Source organism: uncultured Caldilinea sp., assembly GCF_937128415.1.
GTDB lineage: Bacteria > Chloroflexota > Anaerolineae > Caldilineales > Caldilineaceae > Caldilinea.
This window is the reverse complement of record NZ_CAKZMJ010000096.1, coordinates 52,226-67,615: the sequence shown is the minus strand read 5'-3', so window position 1 is coordinate 67,615 and position 15,390 is coordinate 52,226. Positions and strand designations below refer to the sequence as shown.

Annotated in this window: 13 protein-coding genes and 1 tRNA gene; 7 read left to right on the top strand and 7 right to left on the bottom strand. The window is 62.4% G+C overall.

Features of this window, described 5'->3' with window-relative positions:
• Positions 1-8 precede the first annotated feature (8 nt).
• The 7 genes from Q0367_RS18725 to fmt form a co-directional block, all read right to left on the bottom strand.
• The gene (locus tag Q0367_RS18725; protein ID WP_297629643.1) at positions 9-2,870 is read right to left on the bottom strand and encodes a YfhO family protein; all 2,862 of its coding nucleotides are present in this window, start codon (positions 2,868-2,870) and stop codon (positions 9-11) included.
• Positions 2,822-4,507: a glycosyltransferase family 39 protein gene (locus Q0367_RS18720; RefSeq protein ID WP_298984090.1), complete on the bottom strand. Its 1,686-nt coding sequence runs from the start codon at positions 4,505-4,507 to the stop codon at positions 2,822-2,824. The genes Q0367_RS18725 and Q0367_RS18720 overlap by 49 nt, the downstream gene beginning before the upstream one ends.
• 2 nt (positions 4,508-4,509) lie before the next feature.
• Positions 4,510-5,232: a glycosyltransferase family 2 protein gene (locus Q0367_RS18715; protein WP_363325893.1), complete on the bottom strand. Its 723-nt coding sequence runs from the start codon at positions 5,230-5,232 to the stop codon at positions 4,510-4,512.
• 42 nt (positions 5,233-5,274) lie between these two features.
• Entirely contained in the window at positions 5,275-5,859 is a 585-nt protein-coding gene (locus Q0367_RS18710) for an ANTAR domain-containing response regulator (protein WP_083857447.1), read from the bottom strand.
• 242 nt (positions 5,860-6,101) lie between these two features.
• Positions 6,102-7,634, bottom strand: a complete 1,533-nt coding sequence (locus tag Q0367_RS18705; protein ID WP_297629632.1) for a sensor histidine kinase — start codon at positions 7,632-7,634, stop codon at positions 6,102-6,104.
• A gap of 110 nt (positions 7,635-7,744) precedes the next feature.
• Positions 7,745-7,821: transfer RNA gene (locus tag Q0367_RS18700), tRNA-Pro, on the bottom strand.
• Between the two features lie 122 nt (positions 7,822-7,943).
• Positions 7,944-8,915, bottom strand: coding sequence for a methionyl-tRNA formyltransferase (gene fmt, locus Q0367_RS18695; protein WP_297629629.1), 972 nt, complete (start codon positions 8,913-8,915; stop codon positions 7,944-7,946).
• Between the two features lie 297 nt (positions 8,916-9,212).
• On the opposite strand from fmt, the gene Q0367_RS18690 reads away from it, so the two are divergent.
• From Q0367_RS18690 to Q0367_RS18660, 7 genes are all read left to right on the top strand, one after another.
• On the top strand, positions 9,213-9,776 hold the full coding sequence (locus Q0367_RS18690; RefSeq protein ID WP_297629626.1) for a DUF4870 domain-containing protein: 564 nt from the start codon (positions 9,213-9,215) through the stop codon (positions 9,774-9,776).
• A gap of 423 nt (positions 9,777-10,199) precedes the next feature.
• Positions 10,200-10,424, top strand: coding sequence for a hypothetical protein (locus tag Q0367_RS18685; protein WP_297629623.1), 225 nt, complete (start codon positions 10,200-10,202; stop codon positions 10,422-10,424).
• A gap of 119 nt (positions 10,425-10,543) precedes the next feature.
• Positions 10,544-10,924: a DUF2089 domain-containing protein gene (locus tag Q0367_RS18680; RefSeq protein ID WP_298984086.1), complete on the top strand. Its 381-nt coding sequence runs from the start codon at positions 10,544-10,546 to the stop codon at positions 10,922-10,924.
• Positions 10,921-12,126 (top strand): SHOCT-like domain-containing protein, encoded by a 1,206-nt coding sequence (locus tag Q0367_RS18675; RefSeq protein ID WP_297629617.1) that lies wholly within the window; start codon positions 10,921-10,923, stop codon positions 12,124-12,126. Before Q0367_RS18680 ends, Q0367_RS18675 begins: the two co-directional genes overlap by 4 nt.
• Positions 12,127-12,186: 60 nt before the next feature.
• On the top strand, positions 12,187-12,555 hold the full coding sequence (locus tag Q0367_RS18670; RefSeq protein WP_298984084.1) for an SHOCT-like domain-containing protein: 369 nt from the start codon (positions 12,187-12,189) through the stop codon (positions 12,553-12,555).
• A 199-nt stretch (positions 12,556-12,754) separates the two neighbouring features.
• Positions 12,755-14,326 carry a glutathione ABC transporter substrate-binding protein gene (locus Q0367_RS18665; protein ID WP_298984082.1) on the top strand — a complete coding sequence of 524 codons (1,572 nt, stop codon included), beginning with the start codon at positions 12,755-12,757 and terminating at the stop codon, positions 14,324-14,326.
• A gap of 102 nt (positions 14,327-14,428) precedes the next feature.
• A complete protein-coding gene (locus Q0367_RS18660) occupies positions 14,429-15,373 on the top strand; it encodes an ABC transporter permease (protein ID WP_297629607.1) in 945 nt (314 codons plus the stop codon).
• Positions 15,374-15,390: the final 17 nt, after the last annotated feature.

Below are 15,390 nucleotides of genomic sequence, written 5' to 3'. Positions count from 1 at the left end.
GGCGAAGCTTACACCTCGCGGCTGCGAACAAGCGCCGACCCTCCCAGCAACATCGCCAGCAGCGCAGCGCCGACCATCGCCAACCCCAGCCCCAACCGCCAGCCGGTCGGCTCGTAGGTGAAGACAACTTCATGCACGCCCGCCGGCGCAACCACCCCGCGGAAGAGGCCGTTCACCGCTTTGATCGACGCCGGCCGGCCGTCCACCGTCGCCGACCAGCCAGGATAGAAGCTGTCGCTCAGCACAAGCAACGCCGGTTGCGCGCTCTGTGTGCGGATGCGCACGCGTTCGGGCGTGTATTCGACAATCTCGGCGCGATCCTGCGCGCCGGCGGGTTGGGCGCCGTCGAGCGTCCCTTCGACCACGGCGACGCGACCGGCAAGGTTGCGCAGCGCAGCGAGCGCAGCCTCGAAATTGTCCACCGCCATCATCTCGCCGGCAAGATAGGTGCGCGGCAACGCGTCCAGATTGCGGTACACCTTGACGTCCCCGCTGTGCTCCAACCGGAAGCGTCCACGATCGCTCGGCAGCAGCGGCGTGAACATGCGCGTGCGGGTGTCATAGAGCGTCGCCGCCTGCACCACCAGGCTGACCGGGCCGGCGACCGGCTCGACGCGCAGCGCCTCGACCTCGGTGGGCGTCGCCAGCGGCAGCCGCGCCCGATATTCCTGGCGCCCCCCTTCGACGTCTCGATAGGCGACGACGGCGCGGCTGCGCGCCGCCAGTGGGCTGTCCAGCCTCGCATCGGCGAAGTGCGCGCCCTCGACGTCGCCGGCGGTGAGCGCAATGCGCTGCATGTCCCCGTCTCGAGCGACGACGTCAAGCCAGGCGACCGTGCGCAGCGCGCCGGCCAGCGCCGTCGCGTCGCCTGCGACGTAGCCGATCAGGTCCACGTGCGTCGCCTCAAAGGGCAGGGGGGCTTCGATCGTCAACGCCCCGTTCACCCGGCGCAGGTCGGCGCCGATCTGGCGGTCATAGAAAACGTCCTCGAACCAGAGGTCGCGCACCTTGTCGGTGATGACGTAGGCGACGTTGAGCATTGCGAGCAGGCGGCTGTCCGGCATCGTCTCGATCTGCTCGCGCAGCCGGCCATCGGGCACCAGGCGCTCCGGCGGAATGAGCAGTTCGGCGAAGCGAATGTAGCGCTGCAGCGGCAACACGCCGCCGTCGAAGCCATCCACCGCCGGAATGCGCCAGAAAAGCGGCAGATTCGGAACGAGCAATTCCTGCACCTTTTGCGCGATCACCAGATCATGAAAAGTGCGCGCGTCGAGTTGAGGCGGGTCGCTTTCCAGAAACGCCCGGCGATAGTCCACCATGTCGCCGGGATCGTAGGTGATCGTGCTCATGCCCAGGAAGCGAGGCGCCGCCGCCGGCTCGGAGGAGAGGCGCGCAGGGTCGGTGAGCAGATGCGCAGGCGCAGTGCGCACTTCAAAGACGGCCTGCGGCGCAGTCGGATGCGCATGGGGAAGGCTGCGCGCGGCCAGCAGCAGATCGACCGCAATCAGCCCGATCAGAACCGTCGTCGGCGCAGAGGAAGCCAGGCGAGGACGCTGCTGCGTCAGAAGGGCGAACCCTGCTCCGGTTAGCATCGCAGCCCCGAAGGTGTACAACATCATCCAGCGCGCCGGCGCGCGAAAGAGATCGAAGCCGGGAACCCCATGATAGAGCAGAAAATACACAGGATTCCAGCGTCCTACCGCCAGAAAAAGCCCTAGCGCTGCAAAGAACAGTCCAAAGCTGCGCGCCGGCCCGCTCCCTTTCCACGCTGCCAGGATCGCCAGCGCCAGGCCCGGCAGGCCGACGTAGGCCACGAACTCGGTGTATCCCGGAGAATCGAACGCGGCGCCGAGATCGACCAGGCCGTAGGATGGCAGCAGCGTCCAACCCAGCGCCAACGGCTGGAGGCTGAAACTGGTCGCCTCGGCGAAGGTGAGGCCGCCGCTGCGCAGCCCCAGACGGCTCAGCTCCAACGTGGGCAAAAGTTGCGGCGCGGCCAGCAGAACTGCAAGCAGGATTCCCAGAAAGTAGACCAGAAGCAGAGGAGAGACGGAGCGCAAATACAGGCGGGGGGCGGAGAACCGTTTGCATTTGGGCGCCGAGAAGGCGCTCTGCGCTTCTAAGTCATGACGCTCTATCCTGTGCGGCCACAGGCTCCACACGCCGAGCGTAAAGAGGTTGATGAAGACGCTCTGCGTGTGTCCGGCCAGGAGCATCAGCGCAGTTAGAAGCCCGAAAACTGCGGCGGCGCGCAGGCTGATGCGCCAGTTGATCTCTCCAGATGCGTGAGACCGCGCCCAGGCCAGGCAGAGCGCAGCCCACGGCAGCCAGGCGGAGGCGTTCAGCTGGTTGATGTGGCCGATCAGACCGCCGACGAAACCGCTGCCGGCCAGCGTCAGCCCGCTCACCAGCGCCGGGGCGGTGGCATAGCCCCAGAAGCGCATCAGCGCATAGGCCCCAAGCCCCAACAGCCAGGTGTGCAAGGCGGCGCTCCAGTAGAGCTGTTTGGTGACCGGAAACGCGTCCCCGCCTGCGGCAAACAAGGGCCAGTGCAGCGGATAGAGCACGGCGGCCTGTGGATTCGCCAGCAACGGCGCACCGAGGAAAAGATAGGGATTCCAAAACGGAATCCTTCCCTCGCGCAGCGTTGCGCCGACATAGTCCCAGTAGGCGTAAAAATAGAGTTGAATATCGCCGCCGGCCAGCACGCGATTGGTGAAGAGCAGCCTGCCATAGAGGAGCAAGACAAAGCCGGCCAGAAGCGCGGCAGGCGGCCCATGGCGGGCGAGAAACGAACGAAAACCTAGGCGCGGCGGTGGCGTCATCGATTCACCTCCGCCGACGCCGCCGAGGAAAAGATCGTCGTCCATGCGGGCGGTCTCGCCATACGGCACAGACGCCAGGCGGCGTCGCCTGCTTCCTGACGCTGAATTTCGTACACCGTAAAACGGCCCACGCGCTGGCGCTCTTGAAGCGCCAGCCTGCGCGTGGCCAGGTGCATGGCCAGGCTGCCCTCCGGCGCCCACTCCGCCTCCACCCAGTAAAGCGGGCGGTGCGGCGTCTTGGCGGCGTTGTCGGCCAGTTGGGTTGCGCTCGGAACCCAGCGCAGCTCGATGCGTCCCTCCTGAAGAGGCGCAAAGAGCAGAAACTGCAGGTGCCAACCGAGCGAGCGGTGATAGACGACGGGGCGGGCGTCCTGGGCCTGCACTTCCAGCCACGCCGCCGCTTGCTCGACGCCGGTGTAGCCGCCCCGATCCCCGCCGATCGGCAGTCGCCCTTGCGCCGCGTGCAGCGCCGGCCCGACGCTGACCAACAGCCAGAGAACAACCAAGAGCACGGCCCTGCGTGCACGCCGATCTCGCTCCACCTCTGCGCCTCTATGTATTTGCGTCTCTGCGTTGATCCGTCGCCTCTCAAGCAATTCTCCGACGCCGAAACCGGTCAACAGCGCAACGATGGGCGCCAGGGGCAGCAGGTAGCGGTCCCACACCTGCACGGCGGAGACAAGGTGCAGCGCCAAAAATCCTGCGCCCCAGAGCGCCAGGAGCGCAGCCGGCGCTCGACGCAAGACCGTACGCCGCCGAAACAAGGCGAGCGCAGCTGCAAGTAGGACGGTTGCGCCCAGAACCCACGTCCCCTCCGAGCCGAGCAGATAGCGCAGCAGTCCCGCCCACGCCAGCAGCCTGGACGGCCACGTCTCCGGCGCAGCCAGGCCCAAGCCGGCGGCGTTGCGCGCCCCCAGGTCCCACGGCGAAGGAGCCACGGCCCAGCGCAGGCTGTCCCAGTAAAAAATGGGGGCGACGACCAGCAGCAGGCCGGCCAGCCAGCGCGCCGTCTCGGCGGCGGCAAGTTGTAGGCATGTTCGCCGGGAGAAAGCGACGCAATCGCCTCTGCGCTGCGTCTCCCAAAGCAGAAGCAGCACGGCAGGCGCCAGCAGCGCCCCCTGCTGTTTGGTCATGATGGCGACCCCGCACCAGAGGCCGGCCCACAGGGGGCGTCCTTGCGCTGCGGCATACAGCGCCAGCAGCCAGGCCATCACCATCAGCGGGTCGGTGAAAGCCGTGGGCGCAAAGCTGATGGCAAAGGGATTGATCGCCATGGCGGCGGCGGCAATCAGAGCGCTGCGCGCGCCCCACCAGCGCCGCGCCAGCGCGGCGACCAGGACGATTGAAAGCGTGCTGAACAAAATGTTGGGAATGCGGGCCGCCGTGGCGCTTGCATCGAAGACCATGAAAAAGCCGCCGAGCAGCCAGAGAAAAAGGGGCGGCTTGTCCGGCCAAACCTGCAAAAAGAGAGGGTCGACGCGCAGCCCATAGAGCGCCCAGTAAGCGTAGATCGCCTCATCTGGATGCAAGGCGAAGCCCTCAAGCATCCCCAGGCGCAGCCCGAAGCCCGCCAACACGATGCCGATTTGAAGGATGCGAACATTATGCAAGGCGGCGAGAAGGCTGCTCAGGCGTCGGGCGCTGCGCCCTGGGCAAGACGTCGCTGTGTCGGCGGCCAGCATGATCAGTCGACGAAGCGATACTTCACCAGCGTCGTCAGCGCAGCGAAGCCATCGCGCCAGGTGATCTTCTTGCCTTCGTGAAAGGCGCGGCCGTTGTAGCTGATGGGCACTTCAAAAATGGTGTAGCCGCGCTTGAGGATTTTGGCGGTCAGCTCCGGCTCGATCTCGAAGCGTCGGCTGCGCAGCGGCATGTCTGCGATCACGTCGCGGCGGAAGCACTTGTAACAGGTCTCCATGTCGGAGAGCGAGGTGCCATAGAAGAGGTTGGTGATCAGCGTGAGCAGCTTGTTGCCGATTGTATGGCTCAGGCTCATCGCCATGCGCGGGCCGCCTAGAAAGCGACTGCCGTAGACGACCGGCGTGCGCCCTTCCAGGATTGGCTCGAGCAGTTTGACGTAATCGCGTGGATCGTACTCCAGGTCGGCGTCCTGGATCACGATGATGTCGCCGGTGGCGTGCTCAAAACCGGTGCGCAGCGCCGCCCCCTTGCCGCCGTTCACTTCATGAAAGATGATCTTCATGTCCGGCTGGGGGTCTTTCTGCCAGGCGAGCAGAATTTCACGCGTGCCGTCGGTGGAGCCATCATCCACCAGGATGATCTCGCGCTCCACCTGAATCGGGCCGTTGAGGTTGGGGTTTGCGCCGGTCGGATCCACCGTCAGGTCGACGGTGCGCACGAGGCGAACAATTTCTTCCAGCGTGGCCCGTTCATTGTAGACGGGCATCACAATCGAGAGCTTCAAAACAGCACCTGATCGACGGCAGTCCTACTGTTCGCTGGCCTGATGCGCCAGGATGATCGCCTCGGCGACGGCGCGCATCGGTTTGCGATTGTTCATGCTCATCTTCTGAATCTTGCGGAAAGCCTCCGCCTCGGTCAGCCCCTGCGTGTCCATTAGGATGCCTTTGGCGCGATCGACGGCTTTGCGCGTCTCCAGGGCGTCCTGTAGATTGCTGACCTCCCGCTCCATCGTGCGAAATTCGCTGAAGCGGGCCAGCGCCACCTCGATGGCGGGCGTCAGGTCGCTTTCGCGGAAGGGCTTGACCAGATAGCCTGCGACGCCGGCCTGACGGGCGCGCTGCACCAAGTCCTGCTGGCTGTAGGCGCTGAGCAGTAAAACGGGCGCCACGCGCTCCTCGGTGAGAATTCTGGCCGCCTCAATGCCGTCCATGTCCGGCATCTTGATGTCCATGATCACGATATCGGGGCGCAACTCGCGCGCCAGGTTGACGGCGCTGCGGCCATCTCCCACTTCGCCCACCACCAGATAGCCCAGATTGGTGAGCATTTCCCGCAAGTCCATGCGGATTAAGGATTCATCGTCAGCGATAATGACTCGTGTCCGCTCCACGCCACAACTCCTTCAGCTCGACCTCTATGAACTTCGGTGCGCAATGCTGCTGACGTCTTGCACCGAACGGGAAAATGATGACTTGTCCTGCACCCGAAATTTAGTTTTACCCCACAAGAGACATCTACGCAAACTTTTCATCCTGAATGGACGCTCTAATTGTCTTTGGAGGCTGAACGTCAGAGTTGAACCCATCCTGGCCGTACGCTTGAAAGTCCATCCGATCGTTAGAACGAATTGACTCAGCTGGCCCACGCGCTGCGTTTCGGCAGCGTCACCGTAGCTCGCGCCCCGATCGCACGATGGCCTCCCTCTCCTTCCTCGTAAATCGACTCCATCTGCAAGGTCCCTTTGAGATCATCGGTCACCAGCGTGTTGATGATCTGCAATCCCAGGCTGTGCGAAGCGTGGGCCGGATTAAAGTCCGCCGGCAAGCCGGGGCCATTGTCTTCGATCTTGATGACAACAGCGTCGCCCAGGTCTTCCAGGAGAATGCGGATTTCTCCGCGCGCTCGCTCCTTGAGACCGTGCTCGACGGCGTTGAGCAGCAGCTCGTTGACCACCATGGCCAGGGGCGTCGCCTGGCTGGCGGGCAGGCGCACCGAGGAGCCTTGCACCTGGATGGCGATCTCCTGGTCGGGCCGGGCGGAGACCTCCGTCACCTGGTTGGCGATGCGCTGGCAGACATCTTTGATGTTGATGGGGCGATGCTCGTCCTGGCTCAAAAATTCATGGATGACCGACATGCTGAGGACGCGGTTGACGGCGTCGGTCAGGTGCTGGCGCGCCTCCTCGCTCTGCACGCGTCGCGCCTGGATGCGCAAAATCGCTGCGATGTTCTGCAGATTGTTCTTCACGCGGTGATGGACTTCCTGGATGATCGCCGATTTGACGTTCAGCTCGCGCTCTTTTTGCACCGCCTCGGTGGCGTTGTGCAGCAGCACGAGCACGGCGTCCACCCCATGTTCGCCGGGATGGGGAGAGAAGGGCGTCCACGGCAACGCCAACCAGTAGTGCCGCCAGCCGATCGGCGGCATGCGCAGCGGAATGGCGGAGCGCACCCAGATGCGGCCGTCCTCGCTCTCGACGCGCGCGGACTGGCAGAGATTCGTGGCAAAGGCTCGCTCCACCAGCTCCACGTCGCAAGGCTCCAGGGACGCAAGCTGCTGCCCGTGCACCTCGGGCGTGATTCCGATGCTGCGAAAGAGATTGGCGGCGATGCCGCTCATATACACCACCGTGCGCGTCGGATCGACCATATAAACGCCGTCATAGAGCGAAAAGCGACTCAGCGTCGCTGCGCTCTCCAGCTCTCCGCGCACGCACATCTCCTGCAGCCAGACGACGGCCTGGCGAAAGTGACGATTGCGGCGGCGTTGGCGCTCATGCGCGATCATGTTTGTCTCTACGAGCATGGCGCCGATCACCCTGTTGTCCTGATTATGGATGGGGAAGACGTCCTGGATGACCGGCGCGCCGTTGCTGAGCACTTCGCGCTGACGACGGCCGCCGCTGCCGCTTTTGAGCGCCTGCATCAACAGAGGCTGCTCTTCCGCATTTAAGATGCGTCCTGTCGCATCTTTGCGATAGAGCGATGAAATGGAGTGGGGAATGGCGTGAAACCAGACGATAGCCTTGTCCTTCTCGTAAGGCAGGCAAAGCAATATGTCCGCACGGCTGACGTCCGCCGTAATCGGCAGGCCGGCTTTAATCTTCTGCAGCAACTCAATGTCGGCAGGCGTAAGTCCTGCTGCTATACTGACTTCGGCGTCCATCGTTGGTGGCGAACAGACGTTGTTCGAGAACGTTACAAGACCCGGCCGTATCGACTTCCGGTGGTGCAAAAACTCCCACAGAATTTCTCTGCGGGAGCCTTTGCCTTCTTTGGTCGGGGCGAGAGGATTTGAACCTCCGACCTCTTGAACCCCATTCAAGTGCGCTACCAGGCTGCGCTACGCCCCGAGTTGAACCCTGCTGCACCGTCTAAACACAAGACTGTCTAAACAAAAACAGTATAGCATGACCGCAGAGGTGAAACAAATGCCGGAAAGCGGCGAATGCATTCAGGTCGATGACGCACTCTGTCAGGATGGCAACGTGGCGCCGATGAAGTCCGGCGCGCCGTTGAGAAAGCTGCGCGCGTCCATAGGTCGCTTGCCGGCCGGCTGAACGGTGCGCAACAGCAGGCGCCCCTCGCCGGCGCCGACCGTCGGCCCTTCCGGCGTGCGCTCCACCAGCCCTGGCGGGGATTCTCCGTCTAGGACGGCTGCGCTCAAAATCTTGAAAGGCTCGCCCTTCCAGAATGTGTAGGCGGTGGGCCAGGGAGTGTACGCTCGCGTCATGCGTTCGATGTAGACGGCCGGCTTCGTCCAGTCGATGAGGCCATCTTCCTTTTGGATCTGGCGGCAGGTCGACGGCTCGCCGGGCAGAAGCGTCTGGTCGATCGGGGCTGCAACGCCCTGCAGCCAGTCGACCAGCGTCTCGACGAGCAGCTCGGCGCCCTGCTGCGCCAGCCGCTCGCTCAGCGTCGCGGTCGTGTCGTCGGGATGGATGGGCTGCACGGCCTGTCGTAACGCCGGGCCGGTGTCCAGCCCTTCATCCATCAGCATGATGGTCACTCCGGTCTGCGCCAGGCCGTCGAGAATGGCTGCCGCGATCGGCGAGGCCCCGCGATAGGCGGGCAGCAGGCTGGCGTGGACGTTGACGCAGCCAAACGTGGGAATCTCCAGCACGCCGGCCGGTAAAATCAGCCCGTAGGCCGCCACCACGATGAGGTCGGGCGCCAGCCGATGCAGCGCCTCCACCGCTGAAGGGTCTTTACGGAAAGAGACGGGCTCGAGCACCGGCAGGCCGAAGGCGGTCGCCATCTGCTTGACCGGGCTGCTGACCATCTGCCTGCCCCGCCCCGCCGGACGATCCGGCTGCGTAGCTACAGCCACGACCTGCCAGCCCGTGCGCGGGGCTGCCTCCACCAGGGCGCGTAAGGATGGGATGGCAAACTGTGGCGTCCCCATAAAAAGAATGCGTGCACGTGCATTGAGCATCATGACGAACATTGTATATTCACTTCATCGTGGAGACGAATCTCAGGCGCCCGGAGAGTTGTTGCTCGGCCCCAGGAAGGCGCTGCAAGAGAGTTGAAGCGCGACTTTTGTCGAATTCCTGCGTATTGATGTACGTATGGGCGAACGACTGAAATGTTATAGTTCGGGAATGTTATAGTTCGGGGTGGAAGCTCAGGCAGCGCGAACCACAGGACATTTTGGGGTGGTTCGTCATCACCCAGAATGATCGCCCGTCGCTATACCAATAAAAAATGCATCTCGCCGATTGCGAGAAGGAGAAAGCATCCTATGACGAACGAATCGATCCATCAACCCGATCGAGGGCCTGAAGGCGCTCAGCCGCAGGAACAGGAAGGCAATGTCGAGCAAACGCCGGTGGAGCGCATGGCCAGCACGGTGTACGCCCAGGCAGGGGAGGCGGCCAACGCCTTTCGCCGTGGCGAGCTCTTGCAGGAGTCGCAGGTGGACCCGCTCGCCGACAGCGACGATCGCCTGATCGCCATGCTGAGCTATGTCACGCAGCTCGTGCTGCCGGTGGTGATGCCGCTCATCGTCCTTTTGAGCGAAAGCAGCAAAAAGCGCCCCTTCCAGCGCTATCACGCCGTGCAGAGCCTGGCCTTTGTGTTGCTCTTCTGGCTCGTCTTCATCGCAGCCAGCATCGCCATCGGCGTACTTCAGATTATTCCGGTGCTGGGCTGGCTGATCGGCGTTTTTGCCCTGATGTGCCTGACGCCGATCTATTTCCTGGTCGGCATTGGGCTGCTTCTGTACTATGGCTTGCAGGCGTACAAGGGACGGCGTTTCGCCATCCCTGGGCTGACCAGCTTCCTGCGCGACCAGAACTGGCTGTAGCGAGCAGCGCACGCGCCTGACGTTCAAAACCTGCCCATCCTCTGGAAAACTCCGATGAGGCTCATCGGAGTTTTCTTTTTCGCCTCGCCTTCACCCTGGTGATCTGAAGGGGTGCGCCTTGTCGAAGAGCATTTTGCTGTTTTTTTCGCATCGTGTATGGAAAATTCAAGTCTTGATGGAGCAAGACTGATATAATCAAAAATTTCACACGTAAATATTTCATTTTTTCAATATTTACTTTGAAAATATTGAGATTTGGTGTTGACAATTTTGATTTTTTGTGCTAAACTCTAATCGTAGAATGCACTGTTCGGATTTGATGGATTCAATCCGCTCGCCAGGTGCGTTTCGGCTGCAGAACGTTGTTCGTCGGTGTAAGCAGGATTCGTTGCGGCTTTGCACCAGTTTCAAGGAGAGGAAGCTATGTTTCCCTATATGTTTCCGCAGAATGAGTTGTTGATGGTGGAGACCGCACGAGAGCGGCGTCAGAAGTTGATGCGGGAAGCGCGCAGCGAGCGATTGTTCCGCGGCGGTCGCATGCGCCGCGGAGCGTGGGGTGCGGCGATGCTGGCTGCGCTGGGGCGCTCGATGGTGAAATACGGTCAGCGGTTGGAGCGCAGCGCCGCGGCGCAGATGGATTCAGTTTGATCGGAGCATCGATGCGGCGTCTCGATGATGCCGCATCGATGCGAGTCATTGCTCAAGGCGTTGGTGGTTTCTACGTGCACAAGAAAAGTTGATTGGAGTCAGATAAAGGAATGGTTTGTATGTTGCCGCTTCCTACGCGTTGTCCGCTGACCGGCGGAGAAATCATCGTCACGCGCATCTATTGCCCTGACGCCAACGTGACCATCGAAGGTCAGTTCGCTGTGGCCGAACCGCCGTTCGCCCGGCTGACGCCGGAGCAGCTCCGGTTTGTGGAAGCCTTTGTGCGCAACGAAGGAAAGTTGAATCGTCTCGAGGACGAGCTAGGGCTGTCCTATCCCACCCTTCGCAGCCGTCTGCACGACGTGATCCGCGCAATGGGCTATGAGCCGGGCAAGGAAGAGGCGTCGGCCGTCGACCGCAAGCAGGTGCTCGCCGATCTTGAAGCCGGGCTGATCTCTTTCGAGGAGGCGATGCAGAAACTGCAAGGGAGCGATGCATGAGCGTCTTACAGCTTTTTCAGACCGGCCCTACTCCAACCCTGATCGTGCGCAGCGTTTCCGGCAATCTCTCTGTGAGCGGATGGGATCGACCGGAAGTGGAAGTGCGCACGCGGGGGGACGCGGCGTCTCTGCAAATCGATCAGAGCGCCGAAGCGCTGACGATCTCCTGTGAAGAAGACCTGGGGCTGCGCGTGCCGGTGCAATCTACGCTCATCATCGAGCAGGTGGAGGAGAACGCGTCGATCAATCTCCTGCTTGGCAGCCTTCGCATCGGCGACGTTGAGGAAAACGTTGCGTTGCACAGCGTCAGCGGCGTGGAGATTGACCACGTCGAAGGGAATCTCACCGCGCGCCTGGTGGCGGGCGACCTGCGCGTGGGCGTGGTGGAGGGAAACGCCCAGATCGTCAAGGCGGCGGGCGATGTGCGGATCGAGAGGGTTGAAGGCTCTCTCAACCTGGAGGAGGTCGGCGGCGATATTCAGGTGAGCGTGGAGGGCAGCGCGCGGGTGCGGACGCCGCTTGCGCCGGGGCAGCAATGCACCGTCCAAGCGGAAGGCAGCATCCTTTGTGAGGTGCCGCGCGATGTCGGCGCTGTATTTTCCCTGAAAGCGGACGGCGCCATCCGCGTCAGCGATCTGGGCGAAAATCGCAAAGTTGTGGCGGGCGAGCTCATCTTTGAACGTGAACCGGCTCACGCCCGGCTGACGCTTGTTGCAGAAGGAAGCATCCACCTGCGCGGGGTGCAGCTGCGCCCAATCGATGAAAAAGAGTTCGTCAGCACCCTTGAGGAGGAGCTCAACCTGCGCACGGCGGAGCTGACGCAACAGATCACCGCGCAGATCGAGGCGCAGGTCAACGAGTTGGCTCGTCAGCTCGACAGCAAGCTGGCGCAACTCAACGTAGACGACGCGCTTTCTGCATCGATCCAGGAGCGCGTGCAGGCGGCCATGCGTCGCGCCGAGGAGCGCCTGACCGAGGCGTTGCGCAGGATGGAGCAGCGCACGCAAGAGCGGGAGAGCCGACGCCGCAAGGGCGGTTGGCCCTCTTCACCGACGCCGCCGGCGCCATCGACGCCTCCCAAGCGCCCTCCTGTCACCGAGGAGGAGCGCATGATGATTCTGCGCATGGTCGAGCAGGGCAAACTCTCGGTCGAACAGGCGGAGCAGCTCCTCGCCGCGCTGAGCGGCGGCAAGCGCGGATGAGCGTTTTAAAATCTCTTCGCGCCGATAAAACGATCCGACAAGTTTTCAGGAGAAATCGTCATGGCCTTTCATGAAGAGCGACGCAAAGTTCTACAGATGATTGAAGAAGGGAAGATCACCCCTGAGGAGGGCGCCCGCCTGCTGGCGGCGCTGGGAACGCAGGATGAGGACGCCATAGCCGACGTCGAAACTCCCGACTCGGGTGGTCGGCAGTTGCGCGTACGCGTTACGCATATCGCCACCGGACAGGAGAAGGCCGTCATCACGCTCCCGCTGGGCGTGGTCGAATTCGGGCTGCGGTTCCTCCCCGTCAACGACAGGTTCGACCCCGAAACGATCCGAGAGGCGATTCGCAATAGCTTCACAGGGCGCCTGGTCGACGTGCTCGACGAGGACAGAGGGGAGCGCGTTGAAATTCTGATCGAGTAGGCGCAGCGCATCCCCTAAAAAACTCGGCGGTGAAGCGGCGACCCTCTCACAAATCACTCCGTCAATCTGGCTCCTTCGTCAGACTTGTTGCCGGGCGCGTCTCGCGGTACAATGGACGGCGACCTGATGCGCATGAAGGTTTCCCATTTCGCCGAATCCATAATCCAGCGCAAAGATGCGTTACAGAAAGGAGAATCTCATGCGTACAACTCGCTTCTGGATCGTGTTACTCACGCTGATGGGGCTTGCGCTTAGCGCATGCGTAGCGCCCATGCCCGCCGTCGAAGCGCCCGGCGCCCCTGCTCCGGCCGTTGGCCCCAAGACGCTCACGATCGCCTCAGGCACTGACATTGAAAATATGAATGTGCATCGGGTCACCTCTTCACCTTCGTTCTCGGTGTTGGAGCACATCTACGAAACGCTCTTCTATATGAACCCTGAGGGTGAACTGGAGCCTCTGCTGGCGGAAAGCCTTGAACCCGGCGAAGAAGAGCACACCTTCATCCTCAAGCTGCGCCAGGGCGTCAACTTTAGCGACGGCACGCCGTTCAACGCCGAAGCGGTCAAGATGAACCTGGAGTATGTCCTGAACCCGGACAACGGCAGCGCCTTCGCCTTCCTGATCAGCCGCATTCAGGAGATCGAAGTCGTCGACGACTACACGGTCAAGCTGATCCTGGACAGCGACTTTGCGCCCCTGGCTGCGCATCTCTCGCACGGCGCGCTGGCGATGGTCGCCCCCAGCGCCCTGGAGCAGGGCAATGACTTCCTCGCCAACAACGCCATCGGCACCGGCCCCTACATGTTGGAGCGTTGGGATCGCGCCGAGTCCGTCACCCTTGTGCGCAACCCGAACTACTGGGGCGACCCGCCCGCCATCGATCGCCTGGTCTTCAAGGTCGTGCAAGAAGACGGCGCCCGCCTGGTGGAGGTCGAGGCCGGCACGGTGGATGTTGCTGTGCGCGTGCCGCCTGCGGAGGCCGCGCGCGTCGACGCCAACCCCAATGTCGATGTCATCACCACGCCCGGCCTGCGCACCATCTATATCTTCTTCAACGTCACGCGCGAGCCGTTCGACGACGTGCGTGTGCGTCAGGCAATCAACTACGCCGTCGACGTCGAGGCGATTGTGAACCAGCTCTTCAACGGGGCCGCCCGCGTGAGCGATGCACCTTTTGCGCCGCCGATCTTCGGCTACAAGCCGAACCCGCCCTACGCCCGCGACCTGGAAAAGGCGCGCGCGCTGTTGGCGGAGGCCGGCGTGCCCGAAGGCACCTCTCTTGTCCTCTACCATCCCACGGGACGCTATGTGCAGGACGCCCTGGTGGCCGACGCCGTGCGCGCCCAGCTGCGCGAGGTGGGGTTGGAGGTCGAGCTGCGCACGCTGGAGTGGCCACAGTATGTGCCCTTCGTGCGCGCGCCCGCCGGGGAGAACCAGGTGCAATTCGCCATGCTTGGCTGGTCGACGCCGACGATGGACGCCGACTACGCGCTCTATGCGCTCTTCCACTCCAGCGAACACCCGCCGGGATTCAACGGCGCCTTCTACAGCAACCCAGAGGTGGATCGCTTGCTCGACGAGGCGCGCACCACCGTCGATCCGGAAGTGCGCCGCGAGCTCTACGCGCAGGCCATCGACATCATCTGGGAGGAGGCGCCCTGGCTCTTCCTCTACAGTGAAGTGCAGCTGACGGCCATTCGCACCAACGTCGAGGGCTTCATCGTGCATCCCAATGAGCGCCTGATCGCCACCTACGCCGACAAGAAGTAGGTCGTTCCCAAAAACGCTCGACGCCGTTGCAGACGATCTGTTGGTGGTCTGCAACGGCGTCACATCTTCTGATTCTGATCCATTTCTGGATTCTGGCTCGATATGACTCAGTATATTCTTCGTCGTTTTTTGTGGGCGATCCCTGTCCTCTTGGGCGCCTCCTTTCTGGTCTTCTGGAGCATTCGCTGGGTTCCCGGCGACCCGGCCATCGCCATCGCCGGAGAGCTGGCGACGCCTGAACTGGTCGAAAAAGTGCGCGCCGAACTTGGGCTGGATCAGCCGCTGCCGATTCAATATGGAATTTATCTGGGACGCATGTTGCGCGGCGATATGGGCACGTCGGTGCGCAGCGGGCTGCCGGTGTTCGAGGAGATTCGTATTCGCCTCCCGCGCACGCTCCAGCTCACCTTTTTCAGCCTTCTTTTCGCCGCCGCCATCGGCATCCCCATCGGCGTGCTTTCCGCCACGCGCGCCAACACCTGGATCGACGCGCTGAGCATGATCTTCGCCTTGCTCGGCGTCTCGATGCCTATCTTCTGGCTTGGCCTCATGCTGATCGTCTTTTTCGCGCTGACGCTTCCTTCCTGGCTGGGCTTGAACCAGCCGATCTTACCGCCGACCGGCGCCGGCACCTGGCAACACCTCGTCATGCCGACCATTGCGCTCGCAGCCAATTCGATGGCGATCCAGGCGCGCATGACGCGCGCTTCCATGCTGGAGGTGCTGCGCTCTGACTACATTCGCACTGCCCGCGCCAAGGGCGTCCCCGAATTTTCCGTTGTCTACAACCATGGCTTGCGCAACGCCTTGATTCCCATCGTCACGGTCATCGGCCTGCAGTTCGGCACATTGCTGGGCGGCGCCGTCCTGACGGAGACCGTCTTCGCCTGGCCCGGCATCGGTCGGCTGCTGGTGGATTCGATCGGCTACCGGGATTATCCGGTGATTCAAGGGACGGTGCTGGTGATCACGGTGGGGTTCGTGCTGGTGAACATTCTCGTGGATGTGCTGTACGCCTATCTCGATCCGCGCATCCGTTACACGTAAATTTTTATTGAGAATCG

Bases quoted from the DNA above. Each gene is read 5' to 3' on its own strand.
- Q0367_RS18725 (WP_297629643.1), bottom strand. From the start codon at position 2,870: ATGGACGACGATCTTTTCCTCGGCGGCGTCGGCGGAGGTGAATCGATG.
- Q0367_RS18720 (WP_298984090.1), bottom strand. From the start codon at position 4,507: ATGCTGGCCGCCGACACAGCGACGTCTTGCCCAGGGCGCAGCGCCCGA.
- Q0367_RS18715 (WP_363325893.1), bottom strand. From the start codon at position 5,232: ATGCCCGTCTACAATGAACGGGCCACGCTGGAAGAAATTGTTCGCCTC.
- Q0367_RS18705 (WP_297629632.1), bottom strand. From the start codon at position 7,634: ATGGACGCCGAAGTCAGTATAGCAGCAGGACTTACGCCTGCCGACATT.
- fmt (WP_297629629.1), bottom strand. From the start codon at position 8,915: ATGTTCGTCATGATGCTCAATGCACGTGCACGCATTCTTTTTATGGGG.
- Q0367_RS18690 (WP_297629626.1), top strand. From the start codon at position 9,213: ATGACGAACGAATCGATCCATCAACCCGATCGAGGGCCTGAAGGCGCT.
- Q0367_RS18685 (WP_297629623.1), top strand. From the start codon at position 10,200: ATGTTTCCCTATATGTTTCCGCAGAATGAGTTGTTGATGGTGGAGACC.
- Q0367_RS18680 (WP_298984086.1), top strand. From the start codon at position 10,544: ATGTTGCCGCTTCCTACGCGTTGTCCGCTGACCGGCGGAGAAATCATC.
- Q0367_RS18675 (WP_297629617.1), top strand. From the start codon at position 10,921: ATGAGCGTCTTACAGCTTTTTCAGACCGGCCCTACTCCAACCCTGATC.
- Q0367_RS18670 (WP_298984084.1), top strand. From the start codon at position 12,187: ATGGCCTTTCATGAAGAGCGACGCAAAGTTCTACAGATGATTGAAGAA.
- Q0367_RS18665 (WP_298984082.1), top strand. From the start codon at position 12,755: ATGCGTACAACTCGCTTCTGGATCGTGTTACTCACGCTGATGGGGCTT.
- Q0367_RS18660 (WP_297629607.1), top strand. From the start codon at position 14,429: ATGACTCAGTATATTCTTCGTCGTTTTTTGTGGGCGATCCCTGTCCTC.